The sequence below is a fragment of the Streptomyces inhibens genome (assembly GCF_003389455.1).
In the GTDB taxonomy this organism is placed as follows: domain Bacteria; phylum Actinomycetota; class Actinomycetes; order Streptomycetales; family Streptomycetaceae; genus Streptomyces; species Streptomyces inhibens.
Genome location: NZ_QUAC01000125.1, coordinates 20371 through 35358 on the forward strand (window position 1 = coordinate 20371; position 14988 = coordinate 35358).

Here is a 14988-nt window from a genome sequence, read left to right on the forward strand (position 1 = left end):
CCTCCGACAATCCGGCAGTGGGCTTCACCACGCAAAACGCCCGGCCCGGGGTGCGGAGCACCGGGGGCCGGGCGGACGGCGGTCGGGCCGGCGGCAAGGCCGGCACGCGGGACGGCATGTGCGCCTCGCGGTCAGACGGCGGCGCGGCGTATCCGCACCCGCCGGCCACGCCGTGAACTCACCCGCCCTTCGGGTTCGTTCGCTCCGGATCGGGCGGCGGCGCGCCGGCCCTCGGTCGCCTCGCGCACCAGGCGCTGCCGGTCGGCCTCGCGGCGCAGCTCTTCGTAACGGACCCGGATCTCCAGCTCGGAGGTGTACATGGTGTTGCTCCCCTGACGGCGGTGAGGTGGTGTCTCGACGGCTTGTCGATGTGCTCAAGCCTCGTCGCCAAGGGGGGTCCGCCACATCGGGCGAGTTCCCGATCTTTGCGCCCGGGTGGTGCTTAGAAACCCGCTGTGCTGTCGGCGGGTTCCTTAGGCACCGTCCGCGGCACCCGTACGGAGCGGGGAAACCTGCGTCCGCGGCCGTCCGGAACCTAAGATTCCGGCTCTGTCGGCCGTAGGGGACTCAGGAGCCTGCCCCGGGGCCCTTAGGGATGCTGGGCATGCTGGCGAACAGGTCGAGGTACATGCCCGCGGAGATCAGGATCCCCAGCACACCGAGCGCCAGCCCGCCCCAGGCGACGGCCCGCACCCAGGTGGCGCGCGGGCGGCTCAGCACCACCGCGGCGACGATCACGGCGAGCAGCGCGAAGACGCCGTTGACCAGCGCGGTGGTGTGCCAGGGGGTGCCGTAGACGGCGGAGATCTGGTCGGTGGCCTGGCGTGACTGGAGCTTGATCTGGCCCAGCAGCGCCTGCCGCTCGGCCATCAGCGTGCCGAGCCAGGTGCCGGTGACGGACGCGAGGCCGAGCCCCGCGGCGACGACGGCACCGGCGCCGGCAGCGATGCCGGTGGCGGTCCCTACGGGCGCGGCGGCCTCGTCCTCGTCGTCGCCCTCGGCATCAGCGCTCTCGGCGTCGAGGTCGCCGTCGATGCCGTCGTTGCCGTCTTCGTCATGCTCGGCTGCCACGGCCCGGCCGTCGGCCGCGTCCGCGTCCTCCGTCGTGGCGGCCGCGTCCACGGGCTCCTTGCTGGTGGTGTCCTCCGTGGCGGCGGCCTGCGCCGGCACGGACTCGTCGTCGGTTCGCTTCTCGGTCGTCCTGGTCGTTCCCATGGGCGCGACCGTAGGGGCCGTGTCTGAGAGTCGGATGAGAGCCGCTTCGAGGGGCGGGCGGTCAGCGGCGACACGCCGCCCGGGCGCCAGGTCGCATCCTGGCACCCCGAGGGCAGTTCCTAGACCCTGACCAGCGGCTTCTCGCCGGCCGGCTCGGCCGGGCCCGCCGCACCGTCCGGCTCCGGCGGCGGTTCGATGCTGATCCGGGGCAGCCGGCGGTCGAGCCATGACGGCAGCCACCAGTTGGCGCCGCCCAGCATGTGCATCAGGGCGGGCACCAGCAGCGTNACCAGTTGGCGCCGCCCAGCATGTGCATCAGGGCGGGCACCAGCAGCGTACGCAGGACGAAGGCGTCCAGGGCGACGGCGGAGGCCAGGCCGATGCCGAACATCGCGATGGTCCGGTCGCCGCTGAGGATGAACGCCGCGAAGACCGCGATCATGATGACCGCCGCCGAGTTGATCACCCGGCTGGTCTCGGCGAGTCCGACCCGTACCGCCCGGCAGTTGTCCCGTGTCAGCTGCCACTCCTCGTACATCCGGCTGACCAGGAAGACCTGGTAGTCCATGGACAGTCCGAAGAGCACCGACACCATGATGACCGGCAGGAACGGTTCGATCGGGCCGGCGCTGCCCAGCCCCAGCAGCTCACTGCCCCACCCCCACTGGAAGATCGCGGTGACGATCCCGAAGGAGGAGGCGACCGCCGTGACATTCATCAGCGCGGCCTTGAGGGGGATGCCGATGCTGCGGAAGGCGAGCAGCAGCAGGAGCGAGCCGAACGCGATGACGACGCCGATGAAGAGCGGCAGCTTGCCGACGATGACGGACGCGAAGTCGTCGTAGCTCGCGGTGACGCCGCCGACCCGCACCTGCATCGTGGTCTGCCCCTCGGCGGCCGGCAGTACGTCCGTACGCAGCCGTGCCACCAGGTCGGAGGTCTGCCGGGACTGCGGTGAGCTGGTGGGTACCACCGTGATCACGCCGGTGCCGCGGCTGCCGTTGAACTCGGGGCCGCTGACCTGGGCGACGCCGGGCGTGTGCCGCAGCCGGTCGGGCAGTTTGTCGAAGGCGAGCCGGTCCTTGGCCCCGTCGAGGGTGCCGACGAGCGTCAGCGGCCCGTTGAAGCCGGGCCCGAAGCCGCCCCCGTGGCCGGCGCCGGCCCCGCCGCCGGCCAGCAGGTCGTAGGCCTTGCGGCTGGTCGAGGTGGCGGGGTTGTTGCCCTGGTCGGAGGTGCCCAGGTGGAGGCCGAAGGTGGGCAGTGCGAGCACGATCATGACGGCGGCCGCGGCCATGCCCAGCAGTTTGGGGTGCCGCTCGACGAAGCCCGACCAGCGGGCGGCGATACCGGTGGGCCGCTCGCGCCGCGGTCCGTGCTCGGCCAGCTGCCGGCGCTCGCGGCGGCCGAGCGCCCGTGTCCCGATCAGCCCGAGCAGCGCCGGCAGCAGGGTGATGGAGGCGGCCACGGTCAGGACGACGGTGAGCGAGGCGGCGAGGGCGACGCCGTTGAGGAAGCTCAGCCGCAGGATCAGCATGCCGAGCAGCGCGATACAGACGGTGGCCCCGGCGAAGACGACCGCGCGCCCGGACACCGTTACCGCGCGGGTGGCGGCCTCGTCGACGGTAAGGCCCGCTCGAAGGCCCTTGCGGTGCCGGGTGACGATGAACAGCGCATAGTCGATGCCGACGCCGAGGCCGATCAGCATGCCCAGCATCGGGGCGAAGTCGGCGACGGTCATGGCGTGGCTGAGCAGCGTGATGCCGGCGGAGGCGGTGCCGACGGCGGCGACCGCGGTGATGATCGGCAGGAAGGTCGCGGCGAGCGACCCGAAGGCGAGGAAGAGCACCACGGCCGCGGCGCACAGTCCGATGATTTCCGGGAGCTGGGCCCGTGGTGCCTCGGTCAGCGCGATCCCGGCGCCGCCCAGCTCGACCTGGAGCCCGTCGCCGGCAGCGGCCCGCGCGGTGTCGACGACCTTGTGGACCTGGGCCGGGTCCAGTTCGTCGGTGGGCCGGTCGAAGACGACGGAGGCGTAGGCGGTGTGCCCGTCCTTGCTGATCTGCCGCCCGCCCTGCGCTCCGTCGGCCTGCTTGCCGTACGGGCTCTGCACCTCGGAGACGCCGGGCAGCTCGGCGACCTTCGCCAGCGTGCGCGACATGGTCTTCTCGACCGCGGCGGCCCGCACGGTGCCGGACTCCGTGTGCCACACGATGCTGTCGCTGTCCCCGGACCGGCCGGGGAAGGCCTGCGCCATCTGGGCCGAGGCCTGCCCGGATTCGGTCCCGGGAACCTCGTAGTTGTTCGAGTACGCGGAACCGGCGACCCCCGCGGCGACGGCGACCCCCGCGAAAGCGGCGAGCCAGAGGACGATCACCACGATGCGGCGCCTGAGACACCACCGAGCCAGAGCGGTCACGGATCTCGTCTGCTTCCCGGGTTGTGCGTCGATAACTCCCGGGGGCGGGTGGTGCCGAGCGCGGATGTACGGGTAGAAGGGGGCCCGCCGCTGCCGACGAAGGAGTGGCGGGCCCCTGACTGAGCAGACTGTCAGTCCGAAAAGATCCTTTGTCGCCTTTGTGGATTTCCCCACAAAGGGATGGGAAGTGGGAACTCTTCCCGCGGGCTCCGGCCCGCCGCCTCAGCCGGTGACCGACTCCTCGCCGTTCTCCACATGCCCCATCAGCCGGCGGTGGAAGGACGCGTCCTCGGCGACCGTGAGCGCGAGGTCGTACCAGCCGTGCGCGTCGGCGGCGGCATGCGCGACGGTGCGGGTGCTGTGGGCCTTCACCTTCACCGTGCGCGGCGCGGTGTCCGCGTACGCGAGCGGCTTGAGGGTGCAGGTCAGATCGTGGCGGCCGTGGTTGACGACGGTCAGATGGAGCTCCCGGCGCCCGGCGTCGATCCGCGTGCTGATCTTGACGGCCGCGGCCGCGCCCTGTCCCGTACCGGCGAATTCCCGCCGGAAGCCGTTCGGCCCGGTGACCGTGAAGCGGTACGCACCGTCCTTCACCGGCACCTCCCACTCCGCCGTGCCGCGCACATCGCGGTGCTGCGGCGCGTCGAATTCCTTCGCATACGGATAGAGGGCGAGATGCGCGGAGGCCTTCCCGGCGTTGCGGACGGCCATCCGGAAGACCGAGGCGGCCGGGTCGAAGCCGCCGTCCGCGTCCGGCTGGTACGGCAGGGCCCTGGCCGGCCGGCTGCCGTGCTCCTGCTGCGGCAGCGCCTGCCGGGCCGGCGGCAGGGGCGACCACCGCCCGCTGAACGCCGGGATCTCGCCCGGCTGCCGCACCGCCGGCTGCTTGCGCCCGCGCGAGAAGTCGAAGGCGGCGGTCAGATCGCCGCAGACGGTCCGCCGCCAGGCGCTGATGTTCGGCTCCTTGATCCCCGTCCAGCGCTCCAGGAAACGATTGATCGAGGTGTGGTCGAAGACCTGCGAGCAGGCGTAGCCGCCGACCGTCCACGGCGAGATGACGATCATCGGCACCCGCATGCCCAGACCGGTCGGGCGCCCGTCCCAGAACTCCCCGTCCGTCCCGGCCGGCGGCACCGGCGGCGGCACATGGTCGAAGAAGCCGTCGTTCTCGTCGTACGTCAGGAAGAGCGCGGTGTGCCGCCAGACGTCCGGGTTCTTGCCGAGCGCGTCCAGCACCTTGTAGACGAGGGTGGCGCTCTCGACCGGCGAGGAATCGCCGGGGTGCTCGGAGTCCGCGGCGGACGGCACGATGTACGACACCTCGGGCAGCTTGCCGCTCGCCACATCGGCGGCGAAGGCGGTCGCGGTGGTGTCCGGCTCGCCCCGCCGCAGCGCCCGCTCGAACAGGCTCCGCTCGGCGCGGCTCAGCCCCTTGACGCCCTCGTCCAGCTGCCCCTGTAGCCGCGTCCGGCCGGCCACGTCGGCGCCGGCCACCTTCCCGTAGAAGGCGGTCATGGTGTGCACCCCGTCCACCTTGGCCAGGGCCTTCTTCGCGACCGCCTTGAAGCTCGCGTAGAACTCCAGGTTGTTGTCGGTGAAGTTGTCCCACTCCTGGTAGACCCGCCAGCTGCGGCCGGCCTTCTCCAGCCGCTCGGCGTAGGTCGTCCAGGTGTAGCCGGTGTGGGTGTCCTCGTCGTACGCGTCGTTGCCCACGGCCCGCTTGCCGCCCGGCTCGAAGCCGGTCCAGCCGCTGACCAGGTGGTTGCGGTTGGGGCTGGTGGAGGAGTGGATCGAGGAGTGGTACGCGTCGCAGACGGTGAAGGTGTCCGCGAGCTCGTAGTGCAGCGGAATGTCCTTACGGTCGTAGTGCGCCATCGTGGCGGCGGTCTTGGCGGTGACCCAGTTGTTCATCCAGCCGCCGTTCCACGCCTTGGACCCGCCGTCCCAGCCGTGGTCCAGCGCCCCGATGTACTGCAGGTCCTTGTTCTGCGCGGCGGCCGCCTCGCGCACCGAGAACGGCAGCACGGTCCCGACGCCCAGCAGCCCCGGCTGCTCGAAGACGCTCCGGCCGCCGGGCAGCTCGACCGCATTGCGGTCGGCGTAGCCGCGTACGCCGCGCAGCATCCCGAAGTAGTGGTCGAAGGAACGGTTCTCCTGCATCAGCACGACGACATGCTTGATGTCCTTGAGCCCGCCCTGCCCGCGCGCCGGCCGCGCCGCGTCGTCGGCCATCGCCTGCTGCAACGACGGCGGCAGCAGCGAGCCGGCCATCGCCGCACCCGCCGCGGCAGCGCCAACTCCCAGTACGCGTCTACGAGATACCTCCGGTGCCACGCCCGACCTCCCAGTCGTCAGTCAATGGTTTGCGACCAGCCCATTGAGATGATGCGACGGGGACGGTAGCGAACTGCCGTGACGGGCGATAGGTCTCGGGGTGACAACTTTGGGAACGGTTGACGCGCGCAAGTCCCCGATACGCCCCACCTCTTGACCGACCCATTGGTCTGAACCATTCTGTTGGCCCAGTAGCGGTGGCCACCGTCTCGCGCAGTTCTCCCCGTGTTCCCCCCTTCGGCACTGGAGACACGTATGCCTCGCACCCCACACATCGGACGGTCCCGCCACAGACGCCTGCTCACCACGCTCCTCGCGGTCGTCGCCGTCGCGGCGGTCACCACGACCGCCTCGGCCACGCCCGCCGCAGCCACCGACGTCAACGTCGCCAAGAACGCCGGTTACGAATCCGGGCTGAGCAACTGGACCTGCTCGGCGTCGAGCGGCAGCACCGCCGCCTCCCCCGTCCACAGCGGCACCGCCGCCCTCAAGGTCACCCCCACCGCCTCGGACAACGCCACCTGCTCCCAGACCGTCGCCGTCAAGCCCGACTCGGCCTACCGGCTCAGCGCGTACGTCCAGGGCTCCTACGTCTACCTGGGCGCCTCCGGCACCGGCACCACCGACGTCTCCACCTGGACCCCGTCCGCCCCCACCTGGCAGCAGCTCACCACGAGCTTCACCACGGGCCCCCACACCACCTCCGTCACCGTCTACACCCACGGCTGGTACGCCCAACCGCCCTACTACGCCGATGACATCAGCGTCCTCGGCCCCGACGGCGGAGGCGGCACCGACCCCGGCCCCGAGGTCCCCGCGGCCCCCGGCGGCCTGACGGCCGGCTCCGTGACGTCCTCCTCGGTCGCCCTGTCCTGGAACCCGGTCTCCGGCGCCACCGGCTACACCGTCTACCGCGACGGCGCCAAGGACCGGACCGTCAGCGGCACCTCGGCCACACTGACCGGCCTGACCCCCTCCACCACGTACCGCTTCCAGGTCTCCGCCACCAACGCGGCCGGCGAATCGGCCCGTTCGGCGGAGATCACCGCCATCACCACCCCCTCAGGCGGCGGCAGCGACCCCTCAGTCCCCCGGCACGCGGTCACCGGCTACTGGCAGAACTTCAACAACGGCGCCACCGTCCAGAAGATCAGCGACGTACCGGGCCAGTACGACATCATCGCCGTCGCCTTCGCGGACGCCACCACCACACCCGGCGCCGTCACCTTCAACCTCGACTCGGCCGGCCTGGGCGGCTACGCCGTCGAGCAGTTCAAGGCCGACATCAAGGCCAAGCAGGCGGCCGGCACGTCGGTCGTCATCTCCGTCGGCGGCGAAAAGGGCACCGTCTCCGTCAACGACACCACTTCGGCGAACAACTTCGCCGACAGCCTCTACACCCTCATGCAGCAGTACGGCTTCAACGGCGTCGACATCGACCTGGAGAACGGCCTCGACCCCACCTATATGACCCAGGCACTGCGCTCGCTCTCCCAGAAGGCGGGCAGCAAGCTCGTCATCACCATGGCCCCGCAGACCATCGACATGCAGTCCACCGCGGGCGGCTACTTCAAGACGGCGCTGAACATCAAGGACATCCTCACCGTCGTCAACACCCAGTACTACAACAGCGGTTCGATGAACGGCTGCGACGGCAAGGTCTACTCCCAGGGCACCGTCGACTTCCTCACCGCGCTGGCCTGCATCCAGCTCGAAGGCGGCCTCGACCCCTCCCAGGTGAGCCTGGGCCTGCCCGCCTCCACCCGCGGCGCGGGCAGCGGCTATGTCGCCCCGGGCGTCGTCAACGCCGCCCTGGACTGCCTGGCCAAGGGCACCAACTGCGGCTCCTTCAAACCGGCCCGCACCTACCCCGGCGTACGGGGCGCCATGACCTGGTCGACCAACTGGGACGCGGCGAGCGGCAACGCCTGGTCGAACGCGGTCGGCCCGCACGTTCACGGCCTGCCGTAGCCCTTGCCGTAACCGCGGAACGCGCACCACACGGCCTTCCCCGGAACGCGCTCGCCGACGCCCCACGCGTCGGCGAGCGCGGACACCAGCAGCAGCCCCCGCCCGGCCTCCCCCTCCGCCTCGTCGTACGGCACCGGAACCCGCGGCTCCCCGTCACCGCTGTCATGCACCTCGACGCGCACCATCCCGTCCTCTTCCAGCGACAGCCACAACCGGTAGCCACGGCCGGGCGGGACGCCGTGCAGCAGGGCATTGGTGGCCAGTTCGCTCACACACAGCAGGACGTCGTCCGCCAGGTGCTCCAGATCCCAGTCGGCAAGCGCGTTACGGGCGAACTCCCTTGCCAGCGGCACGGATCGGCGCTCGCGCCGGTAGAACGCCGTACGGGCGCAGAGTGCCTGCATCTCCTTTTGCATGCCGCCACTGTCACAGTGAGTGACTAGACTGAGCCACAGCGTGAAGTCGTACAGATGCGATGTACGACTTCTGGCCGCATCAGACAGGCACGACGGGGGGAAGGCAAGCCGCATGCACCCGGCGAAAAAACCAAAGAAGATCACTTCCTGGCATGTGATCGGCGCCCTGCTGAGTCACTTCCGGAAGGCCGCCCGCATCACCCAGCCCGGCCTGGCCGAGCGGGTCGGGCTCCACGAGGACACCATCGGCTCCATCGAGCAGGGCCGCAGACCGCTGAAGATCGACCTGGCCGAGACGTTCGATGAACTTCTGGACACCAAGGGCGCGTTGGCGATCGCGGTGAGGAAAGTACCGGTGCGGGAGAAGCTGCCTGCGTTCGTTCAGGACTACCTTGAGTACGAAGAAGAGGCGCTGACGCTGCTGTGGTACGAGAACCAGGTTGTACCTGGGCTGCTACAGACCGAGGCATACATCCGCGCGGTCTTCCATTGCCTCTACCCTCCGATTGGCGGGGAGCAATTTGAGGAGTGGGTGACAGGTCGACTGAATCGGCAGAAGGCCCTTACCCGCAAGCCTCCCCCGATGATGAACTTCATCCTGGAGGAAGTGACCCTGCATCGGCCCGTGGGAGGAGCCGAAGTGATGCACGAGCAGATTCGACATCTGCGGCAATGTGCAGAACTCCCCTTCCTCGGGCTGCAGATCATGCCTACGAGTCGCGGGAATCACGCCGGACTTGCAGGGCCGATGATCGTGCTGGAGACGCCCGATCACGATGATCTGGCCTACGTCGAAGGACAGTTGACCAGCTTCCTCCACGATGACCCCGATCACGTCAGTGCGCTCCAGCAGAAGTATGGAATGCTGCGCTCGCAGGCTCTTACGCCCGAGGAGACCATGAGCCTGCTGGACGATCTGCTAGGAGGGTCATGACCAGCGCAGCCGCCCCACACACCTCGGACGATCTCACCTGGTTCAAGTCCAGCTACAGCAGCGACCAGGGCGGCGCCTGCATCGAGGTCGCCTACGAGTGGCGCAAGTCCAGCTACAGCGGCAGTGCGGGCGGCGACTGCGTCGAGGTCGCCACCTGCTCGTCCCCCCACGCCACCATCCACGTCCGCGACTCCAAGAACCCCGACGGCCCGGCGCTCACGCTGAGCGCCACCGCCTGGGCCGCGTTCCTCGCCGACGTCACCGCCTGACCGGCGCCGCTAAGTCCCGTACACGCTCGCCACGTTGTTGCGGGGCGCCGGCCGTGTCTTCGCGGCAGGGCCCACGGCGAAGGCGCGGAGGAGATTCTCGGTGGTGCGGGTGACGAACGCTCCCGTGCGGCCGTCCATGCGGTGATTGCGGCCGTTCTCGCGCGTCCCGGCCATGAGCGCCTCGACCCACCGCATCGTTCCGGAGGAGAAGACACCGGCGCCGCTCGGCACGGTGTAGTACGCGGAGTCCGCGTGGCTGCTCCGGCCGTTGCAGACCAGTGGGGAGTGGGCGAGGATCTCCAGCCGGGCCGGTGTGGGCGCCTCCGGGGTGACCCGGTCGTACTCCACCCCGACGAGGTGGTCGAAGGCCGCGCCGCGCTTCGCTCCGGTGCCCGCGAAGAGCCAGTGGTCCGCGCTGTGGACGACATAGGGCGCGTCCGTGGGGTAGCCCTCGTAGAAGACGCCGGTCAGGGCGGACTCCGGGTCGGCGGCGGGCGGTTGGCGGAAGTCGTGGGTCGGCGGTGCGCCGTGGCCGGCGAACTGCGGATCGTCCCGGTAGGCGGTCTTGTAGCAGACCACGGTGCGCAGGGTGCCGGACGGTCCCGGCTCCAGCCTGACCCGGCGGAAGCAGGCGTTGGCCCCGAGGAAGGCCAGGTTGGTGCCGGCGTCGCGGGCCCGGGTGACGTGCCGGCGCTGCTGCGGTGTCCAGTATTCGTCGTGGCCGAGCGAGAGCAGCGCCGTGGCGCCCCGCAGCAGCGACGGGGTGAGGTGGACATCCACACCGGTGGTGTAGGCCAGCGGGATGCCGAGCCGTTCCGCGAGGACCACCAGCGCGCGCTCGTAGACCAGGAACTTCCCGGCGCCGTTGGTGTCGTACGGCCGGTCGAAGCTGACGGCCAGCGACCGCGTCCCGTACGCGCCGTCCGCGCCCTGGTAGAGGCTGTAGCCGCCCCATGCGTTGTACGCCTGCCACGTCGTCACCGCGTGCATCAAGGCCGTCCGGCCGGCGGTATGTGCCGAGCGGACGATCAGCGGGACGTACCGCTGGTGTCCGTGCTCCGCGTCCAGCCGGAGCAGATAGGCGCCCGGCGGCCAGCCGTGGGCGCGCACATCGAGGGTGCGCCGCCAGTCGGCCCGTACGGTGCGGGTCCCGGGCAGCGGTCGCGAGCGGCGCTGGCGCTGCCCGGCCACCCGGTCCGAACGCCAGACCAGCCGGGCCTGGGCTCCGCGGTACCAGCCCACTCGGTAGGCCGCAACGCGGAAGCCGGGTGCGGTGGTCGAGACATACAGCCCGAACTCCTCGCCCGGCAGGACGCTCACCTTGTCGGTGTAGCCCTCGACCGCGTCCGGCGGACCGGCCGAGCGGATCCGCCAGTCGGGGTCTCCCGGCCGGTCCCGCTCCGCGGCGAGGTCCGGCTCATCGCCACCGGTGGGGCCGGCGCCGGGGCTTGTGCCCGACGTGGAGTCACATCCGGCGCTCACTCCCACGGCAACACCGGCGGCCCCCATGGCGGCGGCCCCCAGGAATCGCCTGCGCCCCAGGCCGCCTGGGCCGCCGGTGCCGTCCGGGCCGCCGGTGCCGCATTCCGCGCCGCCTCGGCGCTGATCACCGTGCTGTGGGTCGTCGCCCATCACGCTGCTCCCGTGCGCACCTTTCCCGCCGAACCGTCAGGACGATCATCCGCTGACGCGCGCCGTCGGACGACTTGAGGAGGCCGGATGCGGGAACGGCGGCCCCGGGCCCGCGGACCGGAGGCGGCCACGGCTCCCGCCGATCCATCGTCTACAGTCATGTAGACGATGACCGGGCGAGACCACCGACCACGCGTGGTCGGCTGAACAGCGCCCGACGTGCTGAAGGTTGCGGACACGGCGCACCGCGCCGGGAGGGCGGACATGACGATGGCGCAGTCGAGCAGCGAGGCACTGGCACGGCCCGTGGGCGAGGAGCGGTCCCGCCCCCCGTTGCCCGGTGGCGGACACGGGCCGGGCTGGAGCAAGGTACCGCAGGTCACGGCCCTGTTCTGGGGAGTGAAGGTACTCACCACAGGCATGGGCGAGACGGCCTCGGACTACCTCGGCCGGACGCTCGGGCCCCTACCGGCCGGCAGCCTCGGACTGGCCGGGCTCGTGGCCCTGCTGGTTCTCCAGTTCCGGACCACTCGCTACCGGCCCTGGGTCTACTGGTCCGCCATCGTCATGGTCAGCGTGTTCGGCACCATGGCGGCCGATGTCGTCCATGTCGTGGCCAAAATCCCCTACACGGTCTCGGTCATCGCCTTCTCGGTCGGGCTGGCCGCGATCCTGACGGCCTGGTACGTGTCCGAGGGAACGCTGTCCATCCACAGCATCCGCACCCGTCGCCGCGAGACGTTCTACTGGGCGACGGTGCTCGCCACCTTCGCCCTGGGCACCGCGGTCGGCGACCTCACCGCAGGCACCCTGGGCTGGGGGTATCTCACCTCCGGCATCCTGTTCACCGCCCTCATCGCGGTGCCCGCACTGTCGGGGCGCTTTCTCGGGCTCAACGCCGTCGCAGCCTTCTGGTGGGCGTACGTGCTGACCCGCCCGCTCGGGGCCTCCTTCGCCGACTGGATGGGCGTCTCCACGTCCCGCGGCGGCCTCGGCCGGGGGACGGGGCCGGTCACACTGACGCTCATCGTGCCGATCGTTCTGCTCGTGGGCTACCTGGCGATCAGCCACAAGGACACCCCGCCCGAGCAGTCGGCCATGGGCACCGCCGTCTGAGGCAAAGCAGCCCTGACTCCGCTGCGCGCCGCCGTCCGGCCTCAGGAGCCGGTCAACACCGGCGCCAGCTCCCGGAGTTGATCGAGGCCCAGGCCGCGGTTGGCCACCAGCGGCTGGATGGCCACATGGTCGGCGCCCGCGTCGCGGTGTTCCTGTACGCGCCGCCGGATGGCGTCCGCGTCGCCCCATGCCACCATCGCGTCCACCAGCCGGTCGCTGCCGCCGCCGGTGAAGTCGTCGTCATCGAAGCCGAACCGGCGCAGATTGCCTACGTAGTTCGGCAGTTCCAGGTAGAAGCGCGTGTGGTGCTCGCGGGCCAGGGCGCGGGCCTTGGCCGGGTCGGTCTCCAGGAGTACCGCCTGTTCGGGGGCGAGCAGCGGGCCGGTGCCCAGGACCTCACGGGCGCGGGCGGTGTGCTCCGTGGGGACGAAGTACGGATGGGCGCCGGCCGCCCGGTCCCTGGCCAGCTCCAGCATCTTCGGGCCGAGCGCCGCCAGCACCCGGGCCGGCGCGGGGTCGGCCACCGGGCCCTCGTACGGGGCGGCGTCCATCGCGTCGAGGTAGTCGCGCATCGCGGCGAGCGGCTTGGCGTACGTATGGCCGCGCAGATTGACGATCGGGGCGTGACTGGCGCCCAGGCCGAGCAGGAAACGGCCGTCGTACGCCTCGGCGAGGGTGTGCGCGGCGCTGTTCGCGGCGGCGGCGTCGCGGCCCCAGATGTTGGCGATGCCGGTGGCGATGGTGATCCGCTCCGTGGCACCGAGCAGCAGGCCCGCGTGGCTGAACGCCTCCTTGCCGGCGGGCCCTTCACCGAACCACAGGGCGCCGTAGCCCAGTTGCTCGATCTCGGCCGCCGCCTGCCGGGCGGTGGCGGCCGGCACCTGGCCCAGACCGCCGTGCCAGACGCCGACCCGGCCGATCCGCGAAGCAAGAGCGTGCTGCTGCACCGTTCCTCCACTGGCAAAGGGGTGGCGGCCCCGTCCGCGTCCGCGGCGGACGGGGCCTCTCCCTGATCACAGCACGGCGGCGCGCCCCGGCATTCCCTGGCCGGGCCAAACGGGTGGGGGTACGCGAAGCGGCCGCCCTCCCGTAGGAGGACGGCCGCTTCGCGCTACCGGATCAGTGGTGCGTCAGCCCTCGACGCCCAGCTTCTCCAGGCTGTGCTCAATCATTCTTTCGCGCCAAGGCGCTCAAGAATCAGTTCCCGTACGCGTGCCGCGTCGGCCTGGCCACGTGTGGCCTTCATGACCGCGCCGACCAGGGCGCCGGCCGCGGCGACCTTGCCGCCGCGGATCTTGTCGGCGATGGCGGCGTTGGCGGCGATCGCCTCGTCGACGGCGGTGCCCAGGGCGCCCTCGTCGGAGACGACCTTCAGACCGCGCTTCTCGACGACCGTGTCGGGGTCACCCTCGCCGGCCAGCACGCCCTCGATCGTCTGGCGGGCCAGCTTGTCGTTGAGGGAGCCGTCGGCGACCAGTGCGGTGACCCGGGCGACCTGCTCGGGGGTGATCGGCAGGGCGGCCAGCTCCACGCCGTCCTCGTTGGCGCGACGCGCGAGCTCGCCCATCCACCACTTACGGGCGGCGGCGGAGTCGGCACCGGCCTCGACGGTGGCGGTGATCAGGTCGACCGCGCCCGCGTTGAGGATCGACTGCATGTCGTGCTCGGAGATGCCCCACTCCTCGCGCAGCCGGTTGCGGCGTACGCGCGGAAGCTCGGGCAGCACGGCGCGCAGTTCCTCGACCCACTCACGGGAGGGGGCCACCGGCACCAGGTCCGGCTCGGGGAAGTAGCGGTAGTCCTCGGCCTCTTCCTTGATCCGGCCGGAGGTCGTGGAGCCGTCCTCCTCGTGGAAGTGACGGGTCTCCTGGATGATCGTGCCGCCGGACGAGAGCACCGCGGCGTGCCGCTGGATCTCGAAGCGGGCCGCACGCTCCACGGAGCGCAGGGAGTTGACGTTCTTCGTCTCACTACGGGTGCCGAACTTCTCGGTGCCCTTGGGGCGCAGCGAGAGGTTCACGTCGCAGCGCATCTGGCCCTGCTCCATACGGGCCTCGGAGACGTCCAGCGCCTTGATGAGCTCACGCAGCTCGGCGACGTACGCCTTGGCGACCTCGGGGGCCCGCTCACCCGCGCCCTCGATGGGCTTGGTGACGATCTCGATGAGCGGGATGCCGGCGCGGTTGTAGTCCAGGAGCGAGTGCCGGGCGCCCTGGATACGGCCGGTGGCACCGCCGACGTGGGTGGACTTGCCGGTGTCCTCCTCCATGTGGGCGCGCTCGATGTGCACCCGGAAGACCTCGCCGTCCTCCAGCTGTACGTCGAGGTAGCCGTCGAAGGCGATCGGCTCGTCGTACTGGGAGGTCTGGAAGTTCTTCGGCATGTCCGGATAGAAGTAGTTCTTCCGGGCGAAACGGCACCATTCGGCGATGGTGCAGTTCAGCGCCAGGCCGATCTTGATGGCGGACTCGACGCCGATCGCGTTGACGACCGGCAGCGAGCCGGGCATGCCGAGGCAGGTGGGGCAGGTCTGCGAGTTGGGCTCGGCGCCGAGCGTGGTGGAACACCCGCAGAACATCTTGGTCTTGGTTCCGAGTTCGACGTGTACCTCAAGCCCCATGACGGGGTCGTAGGTGTCCAGCGCGTCCTCGTACGACACCAGGTCGGTGACAGTCACGGTGAAAC

At 70.7% G+C, this 14988-nt stretch carries 11 protein-coding genes and 1 pseudogene; 4 read left to right on the plus strand and 8 right to left on the minus strand.

Translation table 11 applies throughout. From position 1 onward, the window contains the following. Positions 1 to 131: 131 nt before the first annotated feature. The 4 genes and pseudogenes from DY245_RS15725 to DY245_RS15740 form a co-directional block, all read right to left on the minus strand. Complete coding sequence (locus DY245_RS15725; protein ID WP_128507798.1) at positions 132 to 320, minus strand: hypothetical protein; 189 nt, start codon at positions 318 to 320, stop codon at positions 132 to 134. A gap of 247 nt (positions 321 to 567) precedes the next feature. Further along, positions 568 to 1215 (minus strand): hypothetical protein, encoded by a 648-nt coding sequence (locus DY245_RS15730; RefSeq protein WP_128507800.1) that lies wholly within the window; start codon positions 1213 to 1215, stop codon positions 568 to 570. A 288-nt stretch (positions 1216 to 1503) separates the two neighbouring features. Continuing rightward, positions 1504 to 3631 (minus strand): annotated as a pseudogene (locus DY245_RS15735) (MMPL family transporter); the annotation flags it as partial. A gap of 222 nt (positions 3632 to 3853) precedes the next feature. After that, entirely contained in the window at positions 3854 to 5965 is a 2112-nt protein-coding gene (locus DY245_RS15740) for a phosphocholine-specific phospholipase C (RefSeq protein ID WP_128507802.1), read from the minus strand. A gap of 255 nt (positions 5966 to 6220) precedes the next feature. Here DY245_RS15740 and DY245_RS15745 point away from each other — a divergent pair, with 255 nt between their 5' ends. Continuing rightward, on the plus strand, positions 6221 to 7936 hold the full coding sequence (locus DY245_RS15745; protein WP_128507804.1) for a chitinase: 1716 nt from the start codon (positions 6221 to 6223) through the stop codon (positions 7934 to 7936). Here DY245_RS15745 and DY245_RS15750 read toward each other — a convergent pair. Continuing rightward, a complete protein-coding gene (locus DY245_RS15750; protein ID WP_128507806.1) occupies positions 7921 to 8352 on the minus strand; it encodes an ATP-binding protein in 432 nt (143 codons plus the stop codon). The genes DY245_RS15745 and DY245_RS15750 overlap by 16 nt on opposite strands. A gap of 112 nt (positions 8353 to 8464) precedes the next feature. On the opposite strand from DY245_RS15750, the gene DY245_RS15755 reads away from it, so the two are divergent. Both DY245_RS15755 and DY245_RS15760 read left to right on the plus strand, forming a co-directional pair. Continuing rightward, positions 8465 to 9286 carry a helix-turn-helix domain-containing protein gene (locus DY245_RS15755; protein ID WP_128507808.1) on the plus strand — a complete coding sequence of 274 codons (822 nt, stop codon included), beginning with the start codon at positions 8465 to 8467 and terminating at the stop codon, positions 9284 to 9286. After that, positions 9283 to 9555 carry a DUF397 domain-containing protein gene (locus DY245_RS15760; protein WP_128507810.1) on the plus strand — a complete coding sequence of 91 codons (273 nt, stop codon included), beginning with the start codon at positions 9283 to 9285 and terminating at the stop codon, positions 9553 to 9555. Before DY245_RS15755 ends, DY245_RS15760 begins: the two co-directional genes overlap by 4 nt. A 9-nt stretch (positions 9556 to 9564) precedes the next feature. Here the strand turns inward: DY245_RS15760 and DY245_RS15765 are convergent, their stop codons facing one another. Further along, positions 9565 to 11187 (minus strand): N,N-dimethylformamidase beta subunit family domain-containing protein, encoded by a 1623-nt coding sequence (locus DY245_RS15765; RefSeq protein ID WP_181923694.1) that lies wholly within the window; start codon positions 11185 to 11187, stop codon positions 9565 to 9567. Between the two features lie 270 nt (positions 11188 to 11457). Between DY245_RS15765 and DY245_RS15770 the strand changes: the two genes are divergently transcribed. After that, positions 11458 to 12303 (plus strand): COG4705 family protein, encoded by an 846-nt coding sequence (locus tag DY245_RS15770; RefSeq protein ID WP_128507860.1) that lies wholly within the window; start codon positions 11458 to 11460, stop codon positions 12301 to 12303. Between the two features lie 41 nt (positions 12304 to 12344). On the opposite strand, the gene DY245_RS15775 is transcribed toward DY245_RS15770, so the two are convergent. Both DY245_RS15775 and gatB read right to left on the minus strand, forming a co-directional pair. Next, entirely contained in the window at positions 12345 to 13250 is a 906-nt protein-coding gene (locus DY245_RS15775) for an LLM class F420-dependent oxidoreductase (RefSeq protein WP_128507812.1), read from the minus strand. A 221-nt stretch (positions 13251 to 13471) separates the two neighbouring features. After that, the gene (gene gatB / locus DY245_RS15780; protein ID WP_128507814.1) at positions 13472 to 14980 is read right to left on the minus strand and encodes an Asp-tRNA(Asn)/Glu-tRNA(Gln) amidotransferase subunit GatB; all 1509 of its coding nucleotides are present in this window, start codon (positions 14978 to 14980) and stop codon (positions 13472 to 13474) included. Between the last annotated feature and the right edge of the window lie 8 nt (positions 14981 to 14988).